The organism is Sphingomonas oligophenolica (assembly GCF_006438955.1).
Taxonomy (GTDB): Bacteria; Pseudomonadota; Alphaproteobacteria; order Sphingomonadales; family Sphingomonadaceae; genus Sphingomonas; species Sphingomonas oligophenolica_A.
In genome coordinates this window covers 125,023-148,802 of sequence record NZ_RCZK01000006.1, presented here as the reverse complement: position 1 = coordinate 148,802, position 23,780 = coordinate 125,023, and the positions used below count along the sequence as shown (strand labels likewise).

General features: G+C 66.8%; 23 protein-coding genes and 1 tRNA gene. 17 read left to right on the top strand and 7 right to left on the bottom strand.

Annotation, left to right across the window (positions count from 1 at the left end; all coding sequences use genetic code 11):
* Positions 1-88: 88 nt before the first annotated feature.
* The 5 genes from EAH84_RS09495 (at position 89) to trxB (ending at position 4,078) form a co-directional block, all read left to right on the top strand.
* Positions 89-2,008, top strand: a complete 1,920-nt coding sequence (locus tag EAH84_RS09495) for a potassium transporter Kup (protein WP_140871445.1) — start codon at positions 89-91, stop codon at positions 2,006-2,008.
* 17 nt (positions 2,009-2,025) lie between these two features.
* Positions 2,026-2,511: a 2'-5' RNA ligase family protein gene (locus tag EAH84_RS09490; RefSeq protein ID WP_338326034.1), complete on the top strand. Its 486-nt coding sequence runs from the start codon at positions 2,026-2,028 to the stop codon at positions 2,509-2,511.
* A 68-nt stretch (positions 2,512-2,579) separates the two neighbouring features.
* Positions 2,580-2,656, top strand: a tRNA-Met gene (locus tag EAH84_RS09485).
* 75 nt (positions 2,657-2,731) lie between these two features.
* Positions 2,732-3,019, top strand: coding sequence for a hypothetical protein (locus EAH84_RS09480; RefSeq protein ID WP_140871173.1), 288 nt, complete (start codon positions 2,732-2,734; stop codon positions 3,017-3,019).
* 90 nt (positions 3,020-3,109) lie between these two features.
* Positions 3,110-4,078, top strand: a complete 969-nt coding sequence (gene trxB, locus EAH84_RS09475) for a thioredoxin-disulfide reductase (RefSeq protein ID WP_140871170.1) — start codon at positions 3,110-3,112, stop codon at positions 4,076-4,078.
* A gap of 6 nt (positions 4,079-4,084) precedes the next feature.
* Here the strand turns inward: trxB and EAH84_RS09470 are convergent, their stop codons facing one another.
* From EAH84_RS09470 to EAH84_RS09460, 3 genes are read right to left on the bottom strand one after another with little or no spacing between them, the layout of a single operon-like run.
* Positions 4,085-4,855 (bottom strand): hydrolase 1, exosortase A system-associated, encoded by a 771-nt coding sequence (locus EAH84_RS09470; protein ID WP_140871167.1) that lies wholly within the window; start codon positions 4,853-4,855, stop codon positions 4,085-4,087.
* Positions 4,843-5,487, bottom strand: a complete 645-nt coding sequence (locus EAH84_RS09465) for a hypothetical protein (protein ID WP_140871164.1) — start codon at positions 5,485-5,487, stop codon at positions 4,843-4,845. Before EAH84_RS09465 ends, EAH84_RS09470 begins: the two co-directional genes overlap by 13 nt.
* Before the next feature lie 23 nt (positions 5,488-5,510).
* Positions 5,511-5,783, bottom strand: coding sequence for an acyl carrier protein (locus EAH84_RS09460; protein WP_140871161.1), 273 nt, complete (start codon positions 5,781-5,783; stop codon positions 5,511-5,513).
* 83 nt (positions 5,784-5,866) lie between these two features.
* On the opposite strand from EAH84_RS09460, the gene EAH84_RS09455 reads away from it, so the two are divergent.
* The 11 genes from EAH84_RS09455 (at position 5,867) to xrtA (ending at position 19,535) form a co-directional block, all read left to right on the top strand.
* The gene (locus EAH84_RS09455) at positions 5,867-7,363 is read left to right on the top strand and encodes an AMP-binding protein (protein WP_140871158.1); all 1,497 of its coding nucleotides are present in this window, start codon (positions 5,867-5,869) and stop codon (positions 7,361-7,363) included.
* Complete coding sequence (locus EAH84_RS09450; protein ID WP_140871155.1) at positions 7,360-8,577, top strand: pyridoxal-dependent decarboxylase, exosortase A system-associated; 1,218 nt, start codon at positions 7,360-7,362, stop codon at positions 8,575-8,577. The genes EAH84_RS09455 and EAH84_RS09450 overlap by 4 nt, the downstream gene beginning before the upstream one ends.
* Positions 8,578-8,677: 100 nt before the next feature.
* The gene (locus EAH84_RS09445; protein WP_140871152.1) at positions 8,678-9,319 is read left to right on the top strand and encodes an XrtA/PEP-CTERM system exopolysaccharide export protein; all 642 of its coding nucleotides are present in this window, start codon (positions 8,678-8,680) and stop codon (positions 9,317-9,319) included.
* An 11-nt stretch (positions 9,320-9,330) separates the two neighbouring features.
* Positions 9,331-10,854 carry an XrtA system polysaccharide chain length determinant gene (locus EAH84_RS09440; RefSeq protein ID WP_140871149.1) on the top strand — a complete coding sequence of 508 codons (1,524 nt, stop codon included), beginning with the start codon at positions 9,331-9,333 and terminating at the stop codon, positions 10,852-10,854.
* A gap of 24 nt (positions 10,855-10,878) precedes the next feature.
* Positions 10,879-11,898: an AAA family ATPase gene (locus tag EAH84_RS09435; RefSeq protein ID WP_140871442.1), complete on the top strand. Its 1,020-nt coding sequence runs from the start codon at positions 10,879-10,881 to the stop codon at positions 11,896-11,898.
* Positions 11,895-13,526, top strand: coding sequence for a hypothetical protein (locus EAH84_RS09430; protein ID WP_241656530.1), 1,632 nt, complete (start codon positions 11,895-11,897; stop codon positions 13,524-13,526). Before EAH84_RS09435 ends, EAH84_RS09430 begins: the two co-directional genes overlap by 4 nt.
* A gap of 11 nt (positions 13,527-13,537) precedes the next feature.
* A complete protein-coding gene (locus EAH84_RS09425) occupies positions 13,538-14,947 on the top strand; it encodes an ExeA family protein (protein WP_140871146.1) in 1,410 nt (469 codons plus the stop codon).
* Positions 14,937-15,791 (top strand): XrtA system polysaccharide deacetylase, encoded by an 855-nt coding sequence (locus tag EAH84_RS09420; RefSeq protein WP_140871143.1) that lies wholly within the window; start codon positions 14,937-14,939, stop codon positions 15,789-15,791. The genes EAH84_RS09425 and EAH84_RS09420 overlap by 11 nt, the downstream gene beginning before the upstream one ends.
* A gap of 2 nt (positions 15,792-15,793) precedes the next feature.
* A complete protein-coding gene (locus EAH84_RS09415) occupies positions 15,794-16,837 on the top strand; it encodes a FemAB family XrtA/PEP-CTERM system-associated protein (RefSeq protein WP_140871436.1) in 1,044 nt (347 codons plus the stop codon).
* Positions 16,837-18,009, top strand: a complete 1,173-nt coding sequence (locus tag EAH84_RS09410) for a TIGR03087 family PEP-CTERM/XrtA system glycosyltransferase (protein WP_140871140.1) — start codon at positions 16,837-16,839, stop codon at positions 18,007-18,009. Before EAH84_RS09415 ends, EAH84_RS09410 begins: the two co-directional genes overlap by 1 nt.
* A complete protein-coding gene (gene xrtA / locus EAH84_RS09405; RefSeq protein ID WP_140871137.1) occupies positions 18,006-19,535 on the top strand; it encodes an exosortase A in 1,530 nt (509 codons plus the stop codon). The genes EAH84_RS09410 and xrtA overlap by 4 nt, the downstream gene beginning before the upstream one ends.
* Before the next feature lie 17 nt (positions 19,536-19,552).
* Here the strand turns inward: xrtA and EAH84_RS09400 are convergent, their stop codons facing one another.
* The 4 genes from EAH84_RS09400 to EAH84_RS09385 all read right to left on the bottom strand — a co-directional run bounded on the left by EAH84_RS09400 (position 19,553) and on the right by EAH84_RS09385 (position 22,676).
* Entirely contained in the window at positions 19,553-19,738 is a 186-nt protein-coding gene (locus EAH84_RS09400; protein WP_140871134.1) for a hypothetical protein, read from the bottom strand.
* Positions 19,738-20,163: an MAPEG family protein gene (locus tag EAH84_RS09395; RefSeq protein WP_140871131.1), complete on the bottom strand. Its 426-nt coding sequence runs from the start codon at positions 20,161-20,163 to the stop codon at positions 19,738-19,740. The genes EAH84_RS09400 and EAH84_RS09395 overlap by 1 nt, the downstream gene beginning before the upstream one ends.
* A 68-nt stretch (positions 20,164-20,231) precedes the next feature.
* Positions 20,232-21,302 (bottom strand): 1,9-bis(guanidino)-5-aza-nonane synthase, encoded by a 1,071-nt coding sequence (locus tag EAH84_RS09390; RefSeq protein WP_140871128.1) that lies wholly within the window; start codon positions 21,300-21,302, stop codon positions 20,232-20,234.
* Positions 21,303-21,437: 135 nt separating this feature from the next.
* The gene (locus tag EAH84_RS09385; RefSeq protein WP_140871125.1) at positions 21,438-22,676 is read right to left on the bottom strand and encodes a type III PLP-dependent enzyme; all 1,239 of its coding nucleotides are present in this window, start codon (positions 22,674-22,676) and stop codon (positions 21,438-21,440) included.
* Positions 22,677-22,811: 135 nt separating this feature from the next.
* Between EAH84_RS09385 and EAH84_RS09380 the strand changes: the two genes are divergently transcribed.
* Positions 22,812-23,777 (top strand): threonine ammonia-lyase, encoded by a 966-nt coding sequence (locus tag EAH84_RS09380; protein WP_241656529.1) that lies wholly within the window; start codon positions 22,812-22,814, stop codon positions 23,775-23,777.
* The last annotated feature ends 3 nt before the right edge of the window (positions 23,778-23,780 follow it).

Here is a 23,780-nt window from a genome sequence, read left to right as displayed (position 1 = left end):
CTAGAGGCACGGCCATGGGCACAGGGGCGAAGGCTGGCTTTTCGATGCGATCACCAACGCTTGCCGTGCGATCGTCGGCGCTGTGAGCATCGATAGCGCTGGTGCCGCGGTCGTCGAAGACGCGGCGGATCATGGCGGCGGCAGCCACGGCCACGACGGATTGCTGAAGCTCGCCGTCGGCGCGATCGGCATCGTGTTCGGCGATATCGGCACGAGCCCGCTCTACGCGTTTCGCGAAACCTTTGCGGGGCATCACCAACTCACGCTCGATCCCGCGCACATCATGGGTGTGCTGAGCCTGATGTTCTGGTCGATGATGGTCGTGGTGACGGTGAAATACGTGCTGATCATCATGCGCGCCGACAACAAGGGCGAAGGCGGCAGCCTGGCGCTGCTCGCGCTCGTTTCGGGCAAGACGACATCGAAGCGATGGACGACCGGCATCATCCTGCTCGGCGTGTTCGCGACCGCATTATTCTATGGCGACAGCATGATCACGCCGGCGGTGTCGGTGCTGTCGGCGGTCGAGGGGCTCGCGGTGGCGGCGCCCGCCTTCGGCGGGCTCGTAATTCCAATCTCTATCGGGATACTCGTGTTTCTGTTCTCGATTCAGAAAAGCGGGACGGCCAAGGTCGGGCTGTTCTTCGGCCCGATCATGCTCGTCTATTTCGCGACGATCGCAGTGCTGGGCGTAATCAGTATCGTGAAGACGCCCGAAGTGCTCTGGGCGTTCTCGCCCCATTACGCGGTGAACTTCTTCCTAATCGACCCCCCACGCGCGTTCCTGGCATTGGGATCGGTCGTGCTCGCAGTGACGGGGGCGGAGGCGCTTTATGCCGACATGGGGCATTTCGGGCGCAAGCCGATCGGCGTGTCGTGGCTGGTGTTCGTGCTTCCCGCGTTGATGATGAACTACATGGGGCAGGGCGCGCTGCTGTTCCGCGATGGCACCGTCGCGTTGGTCAGCCCGTTCTACAATCTCGCGCCCGCCAGCCTCCAGCTGCCGCTCGTCATCCTCGCGACGCTCGCCGCGATCATCGCGAGCCAGGCGGTGATCTCCGGCGCGTTTTCGGTGACGCAGCAGGCGATCCAGCTCGGCTTCATGCCACGGCTGCGGATCGAACATACCAGCGCCTCGACCGCGGGGCAGATCTACATCCCACTCGTCAACTGGATGCTGATGATTATGGTCATCCTGCTGGTGATGTTCTTCCGCACCTCGTCGAATCTAACGAGCGCGTACGGAATCGCGGTGACGGGGGCGATGACGATCGATACCTGCCTGCTCGGCGTGGCGCTGGTCCGGTTGTGGCATTGGCCCAAATATGCCGCGTTCCCGCTCCTCGCGGTGTTTTTCCTGGTCGACGGCGCCTACCTTACCGCCAACCTGACCAAGGTGCCCGACGGCGGCTGGTTCCCGCTGCTGGTAGGGTTCATCATCTTCACGATGCTGACGACGTGGTCGAAGGGCAGGAAGCTGATGATCGAGCGGCTGCGCGAGGCGGCAATGCCGATGAAGGTGTTCATCTCGTCCGCCGCCAATTCGGCGAGCCGCGTCCCCGGCACCGCGGTATTCATGACCTCGAGCGCCGAAGGCGTGCCGCACGCGCTGCTCCACAACCTCAAGCACAACAAGGTGCTCCACGAACGCGTCATCCTGTTGACCGTCCAGATTGCCGATCAACCCTATTGGCCTGAGGGCGAACGCGCCAAGCGCGACGAGATGGGGGAGGGCTTTTTCCGCCTAGTGCTCCGTTACGGCTTCATGGAGGAGGTCGACGTCCCCGCCGCGCTGAAGCGCGTCCACGAGTGTGGTACCGACTTCAAGATGATGGACACCAGCTTCTTCCTCTCGCGCCAGACGCTGCTCGCGTCGGATCGGCCGGGGATGATGATCTGGCGTGAGAAGCTGTTCGCATGGATGCTGCGCAACGCCGAAAGCGCGATGGAGTTTTTCCGCCTGCCCACCAATCGCGTCGTCGAACTGGGCAGCCAGGTCGAGATTTGACTAGAGCGCCGATCATCGTGACCGCCTTGTTCGGGCGGCGCGATCAGGGATGGTTGGACGCGATGCGGCGGGCGTATTTTCCGCCGGGACGCAACCAGCTCGATGCGCATCTGACGCTGTTTCACCATCTGCCGCCATCGGTCGAAGACGAGCTCAAGCATCGGCTTATCCAAGACACGCAAGGGGTCCGCGCGCCCGCCGCGCGCGTATCGGCGTTGATGTCGCTCGGGCGCGGCGTCGCCTTCCGGATCGATTCGCCCGAACTCGTCGCGATCCGGCAGCACCTGTGCGAGGCGTTCGCCGGGCTGTTGACCCCGCAGGACGCGGGCGGGTGGCGCCCGCATGTCACCATCCAGAACAAGGTCGCGCCGGGGGTCGCCAAGGTGCTGCTGGCAACGCTGACCAAGGATTTTCGTGCGCGCGAGGTCGAGATCGCCGGGTTGGCGACCTGGTGGTACCGCGGCGGACCGTGGGAGCCGCTGTCGCGTCACATGTTCGCTTGACCGCCTCCAGGCCGAAACCTATAGCCCGCGCCTCGCGAACGGAAGCGCACCCCTGGCAAACCGGGCGTGGCGGAGTAGCTCAGCTGGTTAGAGCACGGGAATCATAATCCTGGGGTCGGGGGTTCAAGTCCCTCCTCCGCTACCATTCGTGACGGATCGTCTTCATCGTTTGGCAAGCAATCGCGCGGATAAGCGGTCGCGCGAAAAACGGATGGATCCCATGGCGTATAATTTCGGCACGGAACGGCGGAAGGGCAGCGACCGGCGGATTACGCGCAATCCCGCCTATGCCGGCGTCGAGCGTCGGCTCACCCAGCATCGGGAGCGACGCACCGAGCGCGAAGGGCCGTTCGCGTGGATCGTCCTGGCGATGATCGCGCTGATCGTCGTCGACACGCTGTTCTGGCACGGGTTCTATCGGCACGCGCTGGTGCGAGGTCTTAACGCCCAAGCCGAAGCGGTGCGGGCCTGGTCCGCGGACTTGTGGGACTGGAAATCGACCCGCTGACCACGATCGCCTGCGTGGGTGTCACGCGCGCGGTTCAATTCAGCCGCCAGACCCCCTAGATCGGACCAGCGAATCGCAGGACATCCGATCATGACCACCCATACTACCCGCATGCTCATCCTCGGCTCCGGCCCTGCGGGGCTTTCCGCCGCCATCTACGGCGCGCGGGCGGGGATGAAGCCGATCGTCGTCCAGGGCATCCAGCCCGGCGGGCAGCTGACCACGACGACCGACGTCGAGAACTACCCCGGCTTCAAGGACGTGATCCAAGGCCCCTGGCTGATGGAGCAGATGCAGGCGCAGGCCGAACATGTCGGCACGACGATGATGTGGGATACGATCGTCGGGGTCGACCTGACGCGGCGACCGTTCCGGCTGACCGGCGACAGCGGCGATGTCTATGAGGGCGACACGCTCGTGATCGCCACCGGCGCGCAGGCGAAATGGCTCGGCATCGATAGCGAGGAGGCGATGAAGGGCAAGGGCGTCAGCGCCTGCGCGACCTGTGACGGATTTTTCTATCGCGGCAAGAAGGTTGCGGTGATCGGCGGCGGCAACACCGCGGTCGAGGAGGCGCTGTACCTGACCAACCACAGCGACGACGTGACGCTGATCCATCGCCGTGATTCGTTTCGGGCCGAGAAGATCCTGCAGGACCGCCTCTTCGCGCATCCCAACGTCACCGTCATCTGGAACGCCGAGGTTCGCGAATTCATCGACGGCGGCGGCAACGCGGGCCTCGTCGCGCTCGACCTGCGCGATACGGTGACCGGTGAACATCGCCGACTCGAGGTCGATGGCGGGTTCGTCGCGATCGGCCATCATCCGGCGACCGAGTTGTTTCGCGGGCACCTCGATCTCGACGCCGACGGGTATGTGAAGGTCGAGATCGGATCGACCCGGACCAGCGTCGACGGCGTCTTCGCGTGCGGCGATGTCCAGGACAAGATCTACCGCCAGGCGGTGACCGCGGCGGGGACGGGGTGCATGGCGGCGCTGGACGCGGAACGGTTCATCGCGACCGCCGAATTTGCGGAGCTGGCCGAAGCGGCGGAATAGGCCACTTCAGCGGCGGAGCGCGTTGACCACCTCCGCCCGCAATGCCTCCTTGTCATTCGACCGTGCGAAGCTGTGCGAATCGGTGTCGATCGTCGTTGCGGGCAATCCGCGTGCCACGTCGCGATAGGCGATCGCGGTCGCGTCGCCACTGGCGAGTATGACGGTCGCGTCGTCGTCCCAATCCGCGATCGCGCGAATGACGCGGGTTGCGAGGCGATTGGATGGGTGAGGCTTCGTCCGAGATAGCTTTGCTAACCCCCTCACAGTTTTACGCAAATCGATCTCTCCGCGCAGAAGTCGCGACCACGCAGACCGGCTGCGGAGCCGTTCGGCGTAGCGTGCGCGGATTGCTGCCGCGGGGGGAAGATCGTCGTCGTCCTCGATCACCCACGGGTTGGCGAGCAGCACGCGATCGATTCCGGCATCGCGCCCGAACAGCGCCAGCGTGCTGGCCGCGTCGCAATTGCCGAAGCCGACGATCCGGTCGACGCCTGGGACTTCGGCGCGAAATGTCGCGACCGCCGCCGCCAGATCGTCCTGCGCATAGCGGAATCCCCGGTTCTCGCCGGCCGAATCGCCGACCCCGCGCCGGTCGTAGCGCAGGACCGGAAATCCGGCCGCGGCGATGTTGGCAGCCAGCATCGCCATGCCGCGATGCGCCCCCGCGCGAACCTCGTTGCCCCCCGACACGATCAGCAGGCCAGTGGTGGCCGCCGCATCGTCGATCGCCCCGATCAGCGTGTCGCCCGCGCAAGGGAATGCGATCAGCCGTCGCATGTCGCGACCCAGTGGGTGATATCGGCTGCCAGCACCTCGGCGAGCGCGGGATCGTTTCCCGGCTCGGCACGGCGCCAGAGCGGCGATCCGGCCAGCTTCAAATCGGCGTCGCGTGGGTCGCTGTCGAATCGCACGACCCGGGCACTCCCGAGTGACGCCGCGCCAAGCTCGGCACGAAAGGCCGACGACACGAGATTACCCGATATCGTGCCGTCGTCCGATGTCTGGCGTGCCAGCTCACGCGCCAATTCCGTTCCCGATACCGGCGAGAGATGCCAGCGCCCACGCACCGACGCGCGGGCGTCGAACAGCGCGCCACTCCTGATACCGAGAGCGAAGAGTGGAGTGCAAGAAACTAAAACGGATTGGTAGGCAGCCTGGATCATCGCGAGCGTTGCGTCGCTGGAGGGAACCGGGCTCTCGTTCGTCCCCGGCCAATCCGGCAATAGCCCACCGATGCCGCGGCGCGCGAGCGCGCGGAGCAACGTCACGCCGAATGCGCGGGTGCGGTTGAATTCCTCGAACAGCGGCAGCGCCAGCACGACGCGCGGGGTGCCGGTGCTGAAGCGCAGCATCGCCTCGCGCCCGCCGACGCCGTCCGCGCCGGTCCAGTCGTAGTGATCGATGTGCATGCCGCCGGTCATGGCGGCAGTTGTTACACCAGCGCCTTGCGCGCGGCGAATGCGACCAACGCGCCGAAGGTTTCGAGCATGTCGCCGTCGACCTCGTCGTCCTCGATCACGATCGCAAGCCGATCCTCGAGTTCGGTCAGCACGCTCGCGACCGCCATCGAATCGAGTTCGGGCAGCGCGCCGAACAACGGCGTTGTCGCGGTGAAACTCGCGGCGCGCTCGACGGACAGGCCGAGAATGTCGGCGAGCGTCGCGCGGACGGTCTGTTCGACCGTGGGTTTTCCTTCGGGGATCACATCGACGGCCCTGATCGGTTGTATCTGCCGCGCCCCTAGAGTGCGGGGGTGAATTCGGCAACATCCGCGCTATGGAAGGGGCGATGGTGCCGCTCGATCCCGTCCCGATGCCGATCGATCATGTCGCGCGTGGCGATCGCGACGCGATTGCGTTGGTCGATCGCGCGGGCCGTTGGTCGTTCGCCGACTTGGAAGCGGCGGTCGGCGCGGTTGCGCGCTGGCTCATGGCGCAGCGATTGAATCCCGGCGATCGGGTGGCATCGTGGCTCCCGAAGACACGACTCGCCTGCGTGCTGCCGCTCGCGGTGCCGCGCGCTGGACTGGTACATGTGCCCATCAACCCCGCGCTCCGTCGCGCCCAGGTAGCGCATATCCTCGCCGACAGCGGCGCGGCATTGCTCATCACCCAGCCGACGCGCGCCGCGACGCTGGCGCCCGGCGATAGGCCGAGCGGGTGCGACCTGGCCGACGATACCGCGCTCCCGCTGACCGGCGACGGGTTGCGGCCCTCCGAGGCGGACCCTGACGCGCTCGCCGCGATTCTCTACACGTCGGGTTCGACCGGGCGGCCCAAGGGGGTGATGCTGAGCCACGCCAATCTGTGGCTCGGCGCGATTGCGGTGGCGCATTATCTGAAGCTGGAACCGAACGATCGCGTTCTCGGCGTCCTGCCACTGTCGTTCGACTATGGCCAGAACCAGCTGTTATCGACCTGGGCGGCGGGGGCGTCGGTCGCGCCGCTCGATTATCTGGTCGCGCACGATGTCGTGAAGGCGATCGAGCGCGTCGGAGCGACGACCCTCGCAGGCGTGCCGCCACTGTGGGTGCAATTGCTCGAGGCGGAATGGCCGGAGGAGACCGCCGCGCGGCTGCGACGGCTGACCAATTCGGGGGGTGCGTTGACGCCGCGGCTCGTCACGGGCTTGCGCGGGCGGTTCCCATGCGCCGATGTGTACGCGATGTATGGCCTCACCGAAGCGTTCCGATCGACCTATCTGCCGCCCGCGCTGCTCGATGCGCATCCGCAGGCGATGGGGCGCGCGATTCCGTTTGCGGAGGTGATGGCGGTGAAGCCCGACGGCACCCGCGCACTGGGGGAGCCGGGCGAGCTCGTTCATGCCGGGCCGCTGGTGGCGCAGGGCTATTGGCGCGACCCCGAACGCACCGCGGTGCGCTTCCGGCCCGCGCCAAATTTTGCCACGCATCGCGGGATGGCGGTGTGGTCGGGTGATACGGTCATCGAGGGCGAGGACGGGCTGTTCCGGTTCGTCGGGCGCGATGACGAGATGATCAAGTCGGCGGGCAACCGGATCAGTCCCCTCGAAATCGAGGAAGCGATATTGGCGGGGGAAGAGGCGCGCGAGGCGGTGGCGGTCGGGGTGCCCGACGAGCGGCTCGGGCAAGGAATCGTGGTGGTCCTGGCGGGCGACGCGACCCACGAAGAGGCGCTGCGGACGAGATTGCGGATGATGTTGCCGAGCTTCATGCAGCCGGGGCGGTACGAGTGGCGTGACGAATTGCCGCGCAACGCCAACGGCAAGCTCGATCGCGCGGCGATCCGTGCGGGGGTGGTGTCATGAAGCCGATGGGCACGGTGCCGCGCGAATTTGCCGGGCAGGACGTGGTGATGATCGCTGGTCGCTCCGCCAGCGAGTGGGTGGATTCCGCCGGGGATACGCCGCTGTTCGTCTATGACAGCGCGATCGTCGCGGCGCGGGTGGCGCGATTTCGGGCGGCGTTTTCCGATGTCGATCTCCACTATGCGATCAAGGCGAACCCGCTGCCCGCGCTGATCGAGCGGATCGCGCCGATGGTGGATGGGCTCGATGTCGCCTCGGCGGGAGAACTCGCCAAGGCGCTCGTCGTCAAATCCGCGCGCGCGATCAGCTTCGCGGGGCCGGGCAAGCGGGGGGATGAGTTGGAAGCGGCCATCCGCGCTGGGGCGACGCTCAACGTCGAATCCGAAGGCGAAGCCGCGCGCGCGTTGGCGATCGGCGAACAGGTCGGCGTCGCGCCGCAACTGGGGGTGCGGGTCAATCCCGATGTCGAATTGCGCGGCAGCGGGATGCGCATGGGGGGGCGGCCGTCGCCGTTCGGCATCGACGCGGATCGCGCCGCGGCGCTGATCCGCGCGATCGTTGCGAGCGGGGCGACGTGGCGCGGCTTGCACATCTATGCGGGGAGCCAGGCGCTCGATCCGCAGGCGATTATCGACACGCAGCGCGCGACGTTGGACCTTGCCGCCCGATTGGCCGACTCCGCCGACGCCACCCCGCCGCTGGTCAATCTCGGCGGCGGATTCGGCGTGCCCTATTTCGCGGGCGATACGCCGCTCGATGTCGAGCGGGTCGGCGCGGCGCTGGGCGAGATGCTCGACGGGCGCGACGCGGTGCTGGGCGAGACGCGGTTCGCGATCGAGCTCGGCCGCTGGCTGGTCGCGGAAGCGGGGGTGTATCTGACCCGGATCGTCGATCGCAAGGCGAGCGGGGGGGAGACGTTCATCGTCACCGATGGCGGGCTGAACCACCAGCTCGCGGCGACCGGCAATCTCGGCACCGTCGTGCGCCGCAACTACCCGCTCGCGCTCGCGCACGCGATGGGTGCCGATCCGACCGAGACGGTGTCCGTGGTCGGCCCGCTGTGCACCCCGCTCGACCGGCTGGGCGACCGAATCGCGCTGCCGCACGCCGAGCCGGGCGACCTGATCGCGGTATTTCTGGCGGGAGCCTATGGTGCTTCGGCGAGCCCCGCGGGATTCCTCGGTCACCCCCCCGCGCACGAGATCGTGGCCTAGCCGCCGCCCGCGTTCCTAACGCTATCTTCACCTCTTCCGAGCATAGCCGATCGTGGAGCCCAAGGTGTGCGCTGCGCACTCTGGCCGACAGGAGATCGATATGCGTTCCGGGACTTTCGTCCGTACTATTCTCGCCGCGGGGGCTGCGGCTGCATCGCTGACCGGGTGTACCAGCGGCCCGTCCGCGCAGTTGCCGCCTGCCGCCTATGTGTCCGCCCGCGAACAGCCGGGTGAGGAATATGTGATCGGCCCGCTCGACCAGCTCAACATCTTCGTGTGGCGCAATCCCGAATTGTCGGCGAAGGTGCAGGTGCGCCCCGACGGCCGGATCACGACGCCGCTGGTCAACGACATGCCCGCGGTCGGGAAGACCCCCGCCACGCTGTCGGCGGACATGAAGCGCGCGCTCAGCGAGTATGTGAAGGACCCGATCGTCTCGGTGATCGTCGAGAATTTTTCGGGGACGGGTAGCCAGCAGATCCGTGTCGTCGGCGCGACCGAGAAGCCCGCGTCGATACCCTATCGGGCGAACATGACGCTGCTCGACGCGATGATCGCGGTGGGGGGGCTCAGCCAATATGCCGCGGGCAACAAAGCCAAGCTCGTCCGCTACGACCGCGATACCGGCAAGAGCCGCGAGTACGGGCTGCAGATTTCCAGCCTGCTCAAGAAGGGTGATTCGTCGGCGAATGTCGGGCTTGCGCCCGGCGACGTGATCATCATCCCCGAATCGATGTTCTGAGGGCACCCCCAGTGAATGGCATCTATGACGAAGCGCGACTGGCGCTCCACGCGGTCTGGACCCGCCGCTGGCTGGCGCTGGCGGTGGCGTGGGGGGTGTGCGTCATTGGCTGGTTGGTCGTCTCGCAGATGCCGAGCCGCTACGAATCGCACGCGCGCGTGTTCGTCCAGATGAATTCGATCCTCCCCGCGTCGATGGATGCCGCCCCGCAGGCGCAGCAGAAGGATGTCGACACGATCCGGCAGACGCTGGTGTCCGCGGTGAACCTCGAAAAGGTCGTCCGCGGCACCGATCTCGCCAATACCGTATCGAGCGACCGCGATGTCGCCGATCGCGTCGCGGGGCTGGCGCTGCGCATCAAGGTGACCGCACAGCAGGACAATCTGTTCGAGATCACGACCGCCGCGTCGACCCCGAAGCTCGCCAAGGACATCACCCAGAAACTGATCGACATCTTCGTCGAACGGAATCTCGCAGGCGACCGCAACCAGACGACCCGAAGCCTCGATTTCCTCAACAAGCAGCTCGATACGCTCCAGCAGCAACTCGCGGATGCCGAAACCAAGCGCGCCGATTTCCAGAATCGCTACCTCGGATCGCTACCCGGCACCGGGACCGTCAGCGATCGAGTCAGCGCTGCGCGGACGCAGATGTCGCAGGTCGATGGCGATCTTGCCGCCGCCCAGTCCGGCCTCGCCGCGGTCCAGGGTCAGATGGCGGGGACACCGCCGACGATTCCCGGCTTCGGCGGCAGCGCGGCCACGGCGGGACCTGCGCGCGCGCGACTGGCGGCGATCCAGGGTCAGCTCGCCGATGCGCGGGCGCGGGGCTACACCGAAAATCATCCCGATGTCATCGCGCTCAAGAGCCAGATGTCGGCGGCGCAGGCGGCCGCGCGGAACGAACCGATGGCGGGCGGCGCCGGCGCCGGTGCGACCCCGAACCCATCGTATCTGTCGCTCCAGTCGATGGCGACCGAGCGCCAGGCGGCGGTCGCCAGCTTGAGGGTCCGCAAGGCGCAGCTGCAGGGCGATCTCGATCAACTGACCGCCAAGCTGGCGCAGGATCCAGGTGTCGCCGCCGAGCAGGGCCAGATCGATCGCGACTATCAGGTGCTGAAAGACCAGTATGACCAGCTGCTGACCCAGCGTCAGCAGATCGCGATGCGCGGGCAAGCGCAGACCCAGACCGACAGCGTCAAGTTCAGCGTCATCGATCCGCCAACCGCGCCGCGGGCACCGGTCGCGCCCAACCGGATGTTGCTGTTGACCGGGGTGCTGATCGTCGGCCTTGGTGCAGGAGTTGGGGCCGCGTTCGGCATGAGCCAGCTCCGCGCGACCTTCGCGATCGGCACCAGGCTGGAGAAAGCCACCGGGATGCCGGTGATCGGGTCGATCGGCGAGGTGGTGACCCGCGCCCAGGCCGACCATCGCGCCAGGCGCTTCAAGCTGTTTCTCGGCGGGAGTGCCGCGCTGGCCGCGGCCTACGGGTTGCTGCTGAGCGTCGAGGTGCTCCAGCGCGGCCTAGCGGCGTAGCGCGGGCGAGAGGACGACATGATGATGAAACCCCATCCGACGACCCCAGCCAAACCGCGGCGCGACGAGTCGCTGCTCGAACGCGCCGCCAAGGTGTATGATTTCGGGGCGCATGCCCGCGCGCGGCGCACGGCGATCGACGACGTCACGCCTGAGCCGCTGTCGTTCGACGCGCTCGCTACGCCCGCCACCCCACCCGAGTCCGCACCGGTCGACGACCCGACCTTCCTCGCGATTCCCCCGGAACTGCGCGCCGAAGTGGGCCATGAGCTGCCCGACGGATTCTATGGCGCGCCCGAGATCAGCGACATTGCGTCGATCGATCGCGGGATGCTCGCGCAAGCGGGGATGATCGTTCCCGGTGCGCCGGTCGGCCCGCTAGCGGAGGAGTTCCGGTTGGTGAAGCGCCAGTTGCTGATTACCGGCGCACGCATCGCCGAGGCGGGCGATCCGGACAAGGCACGCACCGTGCTGGTGTGTTCGGCCAAGCCCGGTGAGGGCAAGACTTTCTGCGCGATCAATTTGGCGCTCTCGCTGGCCGCCGAACGCGATACCGAAGTCCTGCTGGTCGATGCCGATTTCGCCAAGCCCGACGTGTTGGCGCAGCTCGGGCTCGCCGACAGCCCGGGGTTTCTCGACGCGCTTGCGGATTCAAGCATCGATGTCGAATCGCTCGTGCTTCGCACCGATGTCGGCGGCTTGGCCATCCTGCCGGCGGGGACGAAGATGGCGACCGACACCGAACTGCTCGCCAGCGCGCGGACCCGCGCGGTGCTGGCGCGGCTGTTGGCGGCCAATCCGCGCCGTATCATCATTTTCGATTCACCGCCCGCGCTTGCGGCGTCGCCCGCCTCGGTGCTGGCGATGCTGGTGGGGCAGGTGATGCTCGTCGTGCGGGCCGACCGGACCCCCGAGAGCGATCTGAAACAGGCGGTCGGGCTGCTCGACGCGTGCGATCATATTTCGCTCGCGCTCAACGCGGTCGCGTTCGTGCCGGGCGGTCAGCGTTTCGGCAGCTATTATGGTCAGGAGATGTCGCAGTGACTTGTCTATCGACCCGTTTAACCGTCCGGGCGCTCGCCTTCGCGGGCGCCTCGGCGTTCGCGCTGAGCGCAACCCCCGCCGCCGCGCAGGGCCGTCGCGTGACGGTGGTGCCTTATGTCGAGGTGGGGCAAAGCATCTTCGCCGATCTCAATCGCGGCGATGTGTTGACCTATTCGACGGTCGCGGTGGGGGCCGACGTATCGGCCAATACCAACCGCGTCTCGGCGCAACTGTCCTATCGCTACGAACGGCAGATCTCGTGGCGGGACAATGTCGGCGACCAGGACATCAACAGCGGCATCGCGCAGGTCGCATTCAAGGCCACTCCCGCGCTGACGCTCGCCGCGGGCGGCATCGCGACGCGCAGCCGTGCCGACATCCGCGGCGCCGCACCGGGCAACGTCCTGGGCAATGTCGACAATATCAGCCAGGTCTATGCGATCTATGCTGGCCCGACGCTGGCGACGCACGCCGGGCCGGTCGCGATCGGCGCAAGCTATCAGCTCGGTTACACCAAGGTCGACACGCCCAACGGCGGCACCGGCGTCGCACCCGGCCAGCCGCGGCTTGATTATTACGACGATTCGATCAGCCAGACCGCGACGGTCAGCGCCGGCGTTGCGCCAGGCGCGATCGCGCCGGTCGGCCTGACCGCAAGTGCTGGCTATGATCGCGACGATGCGGGCCAGCTCAAGCAACGCTATGAGGGCTATCATGCGCGTGGCGACGTGCTGCTGCCGGTATCGCCCTATGTCGCGGTCACTGCGGGCGTTGGCTACGAACGGATCGAGACGAGCGAGAAATCGCCGGTCCTGACCGCCGCGGGCGCCCCCGCGCTCGACGCCAATGGCCGCTACATCACCAACGACGCGAGTCCGCGCCAGATCACCTATCGCACCGATGGGGTCTATTACGACGCGGGCGTCGTCTGGCGCCCCAACCCGCGTGTCAACGCGGAAGCGCATGTCGGCAAACGCTATGGGTCGGTCAGCTACACCGGCGCGCTGAGCTATCAGGCGTCGAAATCGGTCGGCGTCGCCGCGCGGGTGTATGACGAGGTCACGACCTTCGGCCAGCAACTGCGTACCGGCCTCAGCAACTTGCCGACCAGCTTCATCGCGGCGCGTGACAGCTATACCCAGCAATATAACGGCTGCGTGTTCGGCACGACCGGGGCGGCACCGGGCGGGTGCCTCAACGACGTGTTCCAGTCGATCTCGACCGCGAGCTATCGCGCGCGTGGCGTCGACGCGATCCTGACCGCGTCACGCGGGCGGAGCACGTTTGGTGCTGGCGCGGGCTATGCCAACCGCCGCCTGTATGGCGACAACACCACCCCCGGTGTGACGCTCTACACGATCGAGGACCAGAGCTATTATGGCCAGCTGTTCGCGAGCCGCACCTTGACCCCGGTGTCGCAGATCGACGGCAATCTGTTCGTCGATTACTATGACCCGGGCATACTGGGATCGGGCGGGGTCTGGTCCTACGGCGCCAGCGCCAATTACGGCCATGCGTTCGGGCGGTTGTCGACCAATGCCGGGCTCGGGGTCTATTCGTTCAAGGCGGCCGAGGTCGATGCCGTCTGGTCTGCGCAGGCGCAGCTTGCCGCGCGCTATTCCTTCTGAGGTTGGTGACGATGTACGAAGAACATTTCGGATTTACCGGGCGGCCGTTCCAGCTGACCCCCGATCCCAAATTCTGGTTCGAGACCGCGACCCACCGCAAGGCGATGGCGTATCTGGGCTATGGCCTGGCGCAGGGGGAGGGCTTCATCGTGATCACCGGCGACATTGGCGCGGGCAAGACCACGTTGATGGGGCATCTGACCGAAAGTCTGGATCCCGCCGCGCTCAACGTCATCACGCTCGTCTCGACCGCGATCGAGGCGGAGGACCTGCTACGGATCGTCGCGACTGCGCTGGGGGTCGACCCCAATGGCCTGACCAAGGCGCAGCTGCTCACCGTGATCGAACGGGGCCTCCACGCGGTCGCGCGCACCGGGCGGCGTACACTGCTGGTCGTCGACGAGGCGCAGGCATTACCCGTCTCCGCGCTCGAAGAACTGCGGATGTTGTCGAATTTCCAGGCGGGGGGGCACGCGCTGCTCCAGATCGTGCTGCTCGGCCAGCCCGAGTTCCGCGACCGGCTGCACGGATCGGACCGGCTCGAACAATTGCGCCAGCGGGTGATCGCGATCCATCACCTCGATCCGATGGAGCCCGACGAGGTCGCGGATTATATTGCGCACCGGCTGTCGCTGGTCGGCTGGCATGGCAGACCCGATTTCGCCGCCGACGCGTTCGCGGCGCTGTTCCAGGGCTCCGACGGCGTGCCGCGGCGGCTGAACCAGCTCGCGAGCCGGGTGATGCTCCATGCCGCGGTCGAGGATCTCGACCTGATCGATGGCCGGGTGGTGCGTAGCGTGCTGCGCGACCTTCACGCCGATCTGCCGCTGCTTTCGATCGACCGAACGCCGCCGGTTGCGGCAGCGGTTGCGCCCGAACCGGTTGCCGATCCCGATACCGAACAAGCACCGTCGGACGATACCCGCAGCTTCGTACCCCGAACCTCGCGGTGGTTGGTCGTCGAACCTGACGCCGAGACGCCAGTCGAACCCGAGGCGTTCGCGCAGGAACCGGCGGTCGATCCACAGACCGACGACTGGTTCGCCGCGCTGGATGCCGCCGCAGCCGAAACCGCGGACGAGCCGATCGACGCGGAAACGGCAGCCGTGACGAGCGAAGCTGACGATGTCGATGTCGATGAACCTGTCGCAACCGCAGTACCCCAGATCGAAGCTGAAGCCGAGACGGCGGTGGAACCCGAGACCAGCGACGCCGAAGTGCCGGGTATCGACCCCGATCGCCTCGCCGCGCTGGAGGCGCGGATCGAGCAGCAGGATGCGGCGCTGCGCCGCGTATTGACGCTGCTGGTCGATTGGGTCGAAGGCGAGGGCAAGACGCCGCCGCCGGGCTTGTCCGCGGTTGCGCGCGAGGATGATTATGCCCCGATCAAGGGGGCCGCGGCGTGGGATGATGCCGCCTGAACAGGTGATCAACGGCCTGTCGGTCGACGTCGAGGAATATTTCCAGGTCGGCGCGTTCGAGACGACAATCCGCAAGGCGGATTGGGACAGCTATGGCTCTCGCGTGGTCGGCAATACGCAGGCGGTGCTCGACCTGTTCGCCGAATCGGGAGTGAAGGCGACCTTCTTCACGCTGGGGTGGGTCGCCGCGCAGCATCCCCGGCTGATCCGCGCGATCGTCGATGCCGGGCATGAGATCGCCAGCCACGGCTGGGATCATCAGCGGGTTTTCACGATGGACGCCGCGACGTTTCGGGCGGATCTGGTGCGAACCCGCAAGACCCTGGAAGATGCGGGCGGGCAGCCGGTCACCGGCTATCGCGCGCCGAGCTTTTCGATCGACCAGCGCACGCCCTGGGCGCACCAGGAACTGGCTGAAGCGGGCTATACCTATTCGTCGAGCGTCGCGCCGGTTCGCCACGATCATTACGGCTGGCGCGAGGCGCCCCGCTACGCGTTCCGCCCGCTGGCCGATGCCGCGCTGATCGAGCTGCCGGTCACGGTCGCCGAGTTCGCTGGGCGTCGGATGGCGACCGGCGGGGGCTTCTTCCGCCTGCTCCCCGCCGCGCTCACCGATGTCGCGGTGCGTCAGGTGAATGCCGAACGGCATGGCGCGATCTTCTATTTTCATCCGTGGGAGGTCGATCCCGGCCAACCGCGCGTCGCGGGGGCGCCGTTCAAGTCGCGGTTGCGCCATTATGCGCGGCTCGGCGCGATGGCGGGCAAATTGCGCGGGCTGATCGCGCGGCATGACTGGGGCCGGGTCGATGCGGTCGCCGCCGCCGAAGCGGGAATATTGGCGTGACGATGCCGCTCGTCTCCACCCCCGTCGGCGTGCGCGAGGCCGATCTCGGTGATGCGCGCGAGGCGGCGCGGATCGACGCCTTTGTCGCGGCGCAGCGCGAGGGTACGCCGTTCCATCTGACGGGGTGGAGTCGCGCAGTCGCGCATGGATGCGGCCAGCGCGCGCGGTATCTGGTTGCCGAGCGCGGCGACGCCGCGATCGTCGGCGTGTTGCCGCTGACCGAGATGCGCTCGCGGTTGTTCGGCAGGGCGATGGTTTCTGCCGGGTTTGCGGTCGACGGCGGTATATTGGGCGATGCGGTCGAACCGCTCGCGTCGGGGGCCTGGGCGCTGGCGCAGGCGCGCGGCTGCCCCGGGATCGAGTTGCGTGGCGGGCCTGCGCCCAACGGGTGGATCACCGACGAAACGAGCTATCTCGGGTTCGCGCGCGATCTGGCGCATGACGACGACGCCGAACTCCTGGCGATCCCGCGCAAGCAGCGCGCCGAGGTGCGGCGATCGCTCGGGCTCGATCTAGAGGTTGCGGTCGGCACGAGCGCGGCGATGCTCGCCGAACATTACCTAGTCTATGCCGAATCGGTCCGTAACCTCGGAACCCCGGTCTTTCCCGCGCGGCTGTTCCGCGCGGTGATGGCTCACCTCGACGCCGATATCCTCACCGTGCGGCATCAGGACCGCGCTGTCGCCAGTGTCCTGAGCCTATATCACGGCGGCACCGTTTATCCCTATTGGGGCGGCGGCACCGCCGCGGCGCGCGCGCTGCGCGCCAACGACCGGATGTATTACGCGCTGATGCTCCACGCGCGGGGGCGAGGCTGTGGGCGGTTCGATTTCGGTCGATCGAAGACCGGCACGGGGGCAGCTGGATTCAAAAAGAATTGGGGCTTCGCGCCGACGCCGCGCCGCTACGCCATGCGCAGCGAGGGCGCGGTGCGCGCGATCAATCCGCTCAACCCGAAATACGCAGCGATGGTGCGGACGTGGCGCAAGCTGCCGCTGCCGATCGCCAACGTGGTCGGACCCTGGATCGCCCGGGGCCTGGGCTGATGAATATCCTGTTCCTGGCGCACCGCGCGCCGTTTCCCCCCGACCGGGGCGACAAGATCAGGAGCTATCATGTCCTTCGCCATCTGGCGGCGCGCGCGCGCGTCCACCTGATCGGCTTTGCCGAAGACCCGGCGGACCGACATATTCCGGATGACCTGCGCGCGCGGCTGACGAGCGTGACGATCGTGCCGCGGACCAAGTCGCGCGGGCTCGCCGCGATCGAGGCGGTGCTGACCGGACAGCCGGTATCGCTGACTGCCTTTGCCGATCACGCCATGGCGCGCGCGGTGCGTCGGGTGCTCGATGGCGAGCCGATCGAGGCGATCTATTGCTTCTCGGGGCAGATGGCACAGTATCTGCCGATCGATGGCCCGCGCGCGATCATGGACTTCGTCGACGTCGACTCCGCCAAATTCGGCGGCTTCGCGACGCGCGGACCGCTGGCGCTGCGCTGGTTGATGCGGCGCGAGGCGCGGCTGCTCGGCGCGTTCGAACGCGATGTCGCGCGGCGGGTGGACGTGAGCCTGCTGGTCAGCGACGCCGAAGCGGAGCTGTTTCGCGACGGCGGGGCAGAGGGCGATGTCCGCGTCGTCGAGAACGGGATCGACGCGGGCGTGTTCGATCCCACGATCGTCACCCCGGTTGACGAGGCAGGCCCGCTGATCGTCTTCACCGGTCAGATGGACTACCGCCCCAATATCGACGCGGTGACGTGGTTCGCCCGATCGGTGATGCCGTTGATCCGCCAGCAACACCGCGACGCGCGGTTCGCGATCGTCGGGCGCGCGCCGTCCGCGGCGGTCAAGGCACTCGCGGGGCCGGGGGTCATCGTGACCGGTGCGGTCGATGACGTGCGCGGGTGGATCGCGGCTGCGAGCGTATGCGTCGCGCCGTTGGAGTTGGCGCGGGGGATTCAGAACAAGATACTCGAAGCGATGGCGATGGCGCGCGCGGTGGTGGCGTCCGCTGTGGCGGCCGAGGGGATCGATCATGGCGGAACGATCCAGGTCGCGGACGGGGCGACGGACACGGCGGCGGCGGTGATCGCGCTGATCGACGATCGCGATACAGCGGCGGCATTGGGCGAGGCGGCGCGCGTGCGCGTTCTCGCGCGATATGACTGGGATGCGCGGCTTGCGCCGCTCGATCGGTTGCTGGGTCTGGACACGTGACGGCAGTTGCCGATACCTCCTCCGCGAAGGACGCGGACACCGGCTCTCTCTGGTCACGCCACGCTACCGCGCTGGCCATTGCCGCCGCGGGGATTCTCCTCCTCTTTCATACCGACATCGTCCGCATGGTCGGCGTTTGGTGGACCGCGTCAACCTACGGCCATTGCTTCCTGATCGCGCCGATCGTCGGCTGGCTGGTCTGGCAACGACGGGGCGAACTGGCGCAGCTCGCACCGACTGGCTGGTGGCCAGGTCTGGCGCTGGTCGCGGTCGGCGGGTTGGGCTGGCTGATGGGCGACGCTGGGTCGGTGGCGTTCGCGCGGCAACTGGGCGTCGTGATGATGCTCCAGGGGGCGGTGGTGACGATCCTCGGCCCGATCGTCGCACGCGGGTTGTTGTTCCCGTTGCTCTACGCGCTTTTCCTCGTGCCGTTCGGGGAATGGCTCGAAGCCCCGCTCCAGCGCGTCACGGTCGCGATCATCATGCCGTTGCTTGATCTGGTCGGGATTCCGGCGACGTCGAACGGCGTCCTGATCCACGCCGGGCGCTATTATTTCGAGGTGGCGGAGGCGTGTTCGGGGACAAAGTTCGTCGTCGCGATGTTCGCGTTCGGGGTGCTCGTCTGCAACCTGTGTTTCGTATCGTGGCGGCGGCGCGCGGTGTTCATGGCGGTGGCGCTGGTCGTGCCGATCCTCGCCAACGGGGTGCGCGCATTCGCGACGATCTGGGTCGCGGACATCACCAATGTCGAGGCCGCGACCGGTTTCGATCATATCGTCTATGGCTGGGTGTTCTTCGGACTGGTGATGGCGGGCGTGCTGGCGCTGGGTTGGCGCTGGTTCGACAAGCCCGCGAATGCCGCCGCGTTCGATCCTGCGCGGATCGAGCGGCGTGGGTCGCATCGGCTGGCGCTCGTTCCCGCTGCGCTATTAACGGTTGCGGTTGCGGCCAGCTTTCCGCTGTGGAGCGCTGCGATCGGCGAGCGGACCACGCCGTTGCCCGCGCAGATCGCGTTACCGGACATTGCTGGCTGGCACCGGGTCCCGCTCAGCGTCGGTGCGCGGTGGATGCCCGTTTATCCCGGCGCCGATCACTATCTCTTCGGACGCTATGCCGGGGGCGATGCGGCGATCGATGTAGCGGTGGCGGTCTATGGCAGCCAGCGCGAGGGCAAGAAGATCGTGGGGTACGGGATCGGTGCGTTGGGGGCGGACGATCGCTGGCTGCGCGTCGCCGACCTTCCCGCTCTCGCGGGGGGCAGCGTCATCCGGATCGCCGCGCCCGGCCCGGTTGAGCGGGTCGTCGCGACCTGGTACCGGATTGGCGACACGACGACCGCCGATCCGCGCCAGGTCAAGATCGCGACGATGGCCGCACACCTGCTGGGCGGGGACGGCCGGGCGGTGGCGCTCCACGTGTCGGCAGAGGTCGGTCCCGGCGATGATCCACAGGTAGCGATCCGGCGGTTCCTCGCGGCGGCAGGCCCGCCCGATCGACTGATCGCGCGCATCGTCGATCAGCGCTGATCAGCTCAAATTGGCGATCAACGCAATTTGGCGATCGACAGGCCATCGGCCTTGGCGCGATCCCGGGTCGATTCCTCGCTCCGCTTGAGCGCCTTGGCGATCGGCTTCAGCGCCATGCCCTTCTTGGCGAGGATGTGGAGTTTCTGGATCTCGTCGGTCGTCCACGGCTGACGGTGCCGTTCGAACAATTCGCCTTTCGCCATCAGAACACCGCCATTGCGGCGTGGAGCGTCAATGCGACCAACGCCAGGGACGCGAGGAGGAACAGCGCAAATCGCACCGATACCTGGTTCACGGTTGCCTGCCATACGCTGTGCCCGATTCGTAAACCGACATAGGCCCAGGCGATCCACGCGTTGATGCCGTCGCCAGTGCCGGTGAAGGCGATGACGAGTGCGACCGCATAGAACAGCACCGGCTGTTCGTGGAGGTGATTGTAATTGTGCGCCTTCCACTGGACCTTGGCGGGCAAGCCCTGGTCGGCATCGGCGGGTTTGGTGCCCCTTAACTGGCCGAGGTCGACCCCCGACGCGCTCATCGCGGGAAGCCGCGTTATCAGCATCCAGACGAGCATCACCAGCGTCCAGGCAATCAGGACGACAACCGGTTGCAGGATCGCACTATGCATCGAAAAGGCCTCCCCCAAAGCTATGGGAGAGGCCTGACGGATTTAGTGAGGTGGTGCAACCTGGCGCGCTACTTGTCGAACATCGCGCCCCATTTGCGCACCGGGCGATCCTTCCACAGGCCGCGGTGATAGGCGTCGCTGGCGAGCAGCGGCATCACGCTGCCAGCCTCGGCGAAGACCATCTGTTCGATCCCAGTGTTGACCTTGCCCCACGACGCCGCTTCCTGCAGCGTCGAGGATGAGCAGGCGCCATCGCGGACATCGGCGACGGTGATCTGCACGGCGTATTTGTGGACCTGCACGTCGTCGTGACCGAGGATCTCGGCGCAGACGACGGTATCCTGGATGAAGTTCTTCGGCACCCCGCCGCCGATCATCAGCAACCCGGTGGTGCCTGCGGCGATCTTAATTTCGGTGAGCTCGCGGAAATCGGCGATCGCGTCGAGGACCATGTATGGCTTGCCCGCTTTCACCGCATCGACCTGATGCTTGACCAGGCCGAAGCCTGCCGAGCTGTCGACGAACGCGGGGCAGAAGATCGGCACGTCATGCTCATAGGCGAGCTTGACGAGGCTGTTGTCCTTCTTGCCATGCTCGACGAGATATTTGCCCATCTCGCGGATGAACGCGCGGCTCGAATAGGCACGCGGTTCCAGCGTCTCGGCGATCTCGAAGATCGTGTGGTCGACGTGCTGGAGTTGCTCCTCGTCGATATAGGTGTCGTAGATCCGGTCGATCAGCAGCGAGCGCAGCGTGTCGTCGTCCGGCACCTCGAGCGCCTGATAGTGTTTGTGACCGAGGCCTTCGAAGAAATCCATGTCGACGATCGTCGCGCCGGTGGCGACGATCACGTCGACCATGTTGTTGCGCACGAGTTCGGCGTAGAGGTCCATGCACCCGCCCGCGCTGGTCGATCCGGCGATCACCAGGCAGACGGTGCAATCCTTGTCGGCGAGCATGTCGTTGTAGATCTTGGTGGCGCGGCCAAGGTCACGGCTGGTGAAGCTCATGTCCGCCATTGCGTCGACGATCGGGCGCGCGTCGAAGCTGGTGATGTCGATGTGCTTGACCTGCTTGCTCAGCAGTTCCGCCTTACGGGTGTCGTTGGTCGACGTGGTGGCGGTGAGGGTATCGGTCATATCTTATCTCCAAATCCCCCTCCCGCGTGCGGGAGGGGCTAGGGGAGGGCCTGTTCAGCGCACCTCCCGACAAGCCCTCCCCCGACCCCTCCCGCAAACGGGAGGGGGGAAGACGACTACAATCGCCTGTCGCTGTTACAGCGTCACGACGTTCGACGCGACCTCGTCGGGCGTATCGACGTAGAGGCTGGCCATCGGTTCGTCCTCGACGATCACCGTTTCATCCGATCCGAAGCCGTTGAACGCGGTCCGCATCGCGGAGCCGTAGGCACCGAGCATCCCGATCTCGATATAATCGCCCGCCTGGACATCGGCGGGCAGTTCGAACGGACCGGTCATGTGATCGAGATCGTCGCAGGTCGGGCCGTAAAAGCTGAACGGATGGTCGCGGACGCTCGATTCGGGTTCGCGCAGCAGCGCGACCGGAAAGCGCCAGCCGATATGCGCGGCATCGAACAGTGCGCCATAGGCGCCGTCGTTGATGTACAATTCGCTGCCGCGACGCCGCTCGACGCGAACGATGAGCGAGGAATATTCCGCGCACAACGCCCGGCCGGGCTCGGCCCACAGTTCCGCCGAATAGCTGATCGGCAGTGATTCGAAGGCGCGATGGATCGTCTCGAAATATTGTTCGAGCGGCGGGGGCTCCATGCCGGGATAGGTCGAAGGGAAACCGCCGCCGACATCGACGACGTCGACCGTCACCGCGGCTTCGACGATCGCCGCGCGGACGCGTTCCATCGCGTCGGCATACGCCTGTGGTGTCATCGCCTGGCTGCCGACATGGAAGCAGATGCCGAGCGCGTCGGCGGCCTGGCGGGCGCGGAACAGCAATTCCTTCACCTCGCCCGGCGCGGCGCCGAACTTGGCGGCGAGGCTGAGCTTCGAATGTTCGGACGACACGCGCAGCCGGACGCACAGCGTCAGGTCGGTCGCCTCGGTCCCGTCCCGAGCGGCGGTGGCGCGCATGATCTTGTCGAGTTCCTCGACCGCATCGAGGCTGAACACGCGGACGCCATGATCGTGATACGCCTCGGCGATGGCTTCCTCTGCCTTGACCGGGTGCATGAAGCACAAGGTGGCATCGGGCAGCGTCGAGGCGACCAGACGCACCTCGGCAAGGCTCGCCACGTCGAAATGCGTGACGCCGCTGTCCCACAGGATCGCGAGGAGTTCGGGCGAGGGATTCGCCTTTACCGCATACATCGAGCGACCCGGAAACTTCTCGACGAAGAAACGGGCGGCGCGCGCGGCGGCGTGCGGGCGAATCAGCGTTACCGGCTGGACGGGACGGGTCTTAGCGATGTCGATCGCGCCACCGGCGACGATCGAATTGGTGGACGCTAACCCCAACGCGCGATGATGCTTGTGCAATTCAAGGGACCTCCAAGTGCCAGTAGGCGGACGAATTGCTGCCTTGCGGTTGGAAGTCCCATGGGGCAGCGGAGGAGGCGAAATAGGGTCGCTTTCCCCCGTTGTAAAGTGGCTGGAGGCGTGGAAGGACGAGTTGTGACTATTGTGCGACAACCGACCACCGCAGGGGTCCGCGACGCCGCCGCGAAGATTGCCGCGATCCTGCCCCCGACGCCGTTGTTCGTTGTCGAGATCAATGGCGTCAGTGTCGCCTTCAAGGCCGAATCGCTGCAACCCGTCGGCGCGTTCAAGATCCGCGGGGCGTGGCATCGGCTGACCGCGCTCGACGATGCGGCCAGGCTGCGCGGCGTTGTCGCCTTTTCGAGCGGCAACCACGCGCAGGGGATCGCGTGGGCGGCGCAGCGGCTCGGCATTCCCGCGACGATCGTCATGCCATCCGACGCGCCCGCCGCCAAGCTGGAGGGAACGCTGGCGCTCGGTGCCGAGGTCGTCCGCTACGACCGCGCGACCGAAAGTCGCGAAGGCATCGCGGGCAGCCTCGCCGAGGCGCGGGGCGCCACCTTGGTGCCGAGTTTCGACGATCCGTGGATCATCGAGGGGCAAGGAAGTTGCGGGATCGAGGCGCGGCGGCAGATGGAGGTCGAGGGGCTGGGCGAACCGCGTCACGTCGTGGTGCCGTGCGGCGGCGGGGGACTCGCCGCGGGAATCGCGCTGGGGCTGCGCGACGCGCGGATCACGGTGGTCGAGCCCGAGGGGTGGGAGGACATGCGCCGCAGCCTAGAGGCGTCGTGGATCGAACCGGTCGGCCCCAACCCGCCCGCGACCGCGTGCGATTCGCTGATGACGCGCCAAGTGTCGCCGCTGACGTTCGAGGTGCTCGCGCGGCGCGACGCGACCGGGGTCGCGGTGAGCGAGGCGGAGGTGGCGGCGGCACAGCGTTGGGCCGCGGCGCGGCTACGGCTGGTGATCGAACCCGGCGGCGCGGTCGGGCTCGCGGCGGTGCTGGCCGGACACGTGAGACCGGTACCGGGGATGCTCGTCATCCTGTCGGGGGGCAATGTCGACATCGCGGCCTATGCACGGGCGTTGGCGAGCGGGTAGGGG

Excerpts from the sequence above, each read along its gene's own strand:
- EAH84_RS09420 (WP_140871143.1), top strand. The coding sequence starts at position 14,937 with ATGCCGCCTGAACAGGTGATCAACGGCCTGTCGGTCGACGTCGAGGAA.
- trxB (WP_140871170.1), top strand. The coding sequence starts at position 3,110 with ATGACCACCCATACTACCCGCATGCTCATCCTCGGCTCCGGCCCTGCG.
- EAH84_RS09415 (WP_140871436.1), top strand. The coding sequence starts at position 15,794 with ATGCCGCTCGTCTCCACCCCCGTCGGCGTGCGCGAGGCCGATCTCGGT.
- EAH84_RS09410 (WP_140871140.1), top strand. The coding sequence starts at position 16,837 with ATGAATATCCTGTTCCTGGCGCACCGCGCGCCGTTTCCCCCCGACCGG.
- EAH84_RS09390 (WP_140871128.1), bottom strand. The coding sequence starts at position 21,302 with ATGACCGATACCCTCACCGCCACCACGTCGACCAACGACACCCGTAAG.
- EAH84_RS09470 (WP_140871167.1), bottom strand. The coding sequence starts at position 4,855 with ATGCGACGGCTGATCGCATTCCCTTGCGCGGGCGACACGCTGATCGGG.
- EAH84_RS09465 (WP_140871164.1), bottom strand. The coding sequence starts at position 5,487 with ATGCACATCGATCACTACGACTGGACCGGCGCGGACGGCGTCGGCGGG.
- EAH84_RS09445 (WP_140871152.1), top strand. The coding sequence starts at position 8,678 with ATGCGTTCCGGGACTTTCGTCCGTACTATTCTCGCCGCGGGGGCTGCG.
- EAH84_RS09480 (WP_140871173.1), top strand. The coding sequence starts at position 2,732 with ATGGCGTATAATTTCGGCACGGAACGGCGGAAGGGCAGCGACCGGCGG.
- EAH84_RS09450 (WP_140871155.1), top strand. The coding sequence starts at position 7,360 with ATGAAGCCGATGGGCACGGTGCCGCGCGAATTTGCCGGGCAGGACGTG.
- EAH84_RS09400 (WP_140871134.1), bottom strand. The coding sequence starts at position 19,738 with ATGGCGAAAGGCGAATTGTTCGAACGGCACCGTCAGCCGTGGACGACC.
- EAH84_RS09435 (WP_140871442.1), top strand. The coding sequence starts at position 10,879 with ATGAAACCCCATCCGACGACCCCAGCCAAACCGCGGCGCGACGAGTCG.
- EAH84_RS09425 (WP_140871146.1), top strand. The coding sequence starts at position 13,538 with ATGTACGAAGAACATTTCGGATTTACCGGGCGGCCGTTCCAGCTGACC.
- EAH84_RS09455 (WP_140871158.1), top strand. The coding sequence starts at position 5,867 with ATGGTGCCGCTCGATCCCGTCCCGATGCCGATCGATCATGTCGCGCGT.
- EAH84_RS09395 (WP_140871131.1), bottom strand. The coding sequence starts at position 20,163 with ATGCATAGTGCGATCCTGCAACCGGTTGTCGTCCTGATTGCCTGGACG.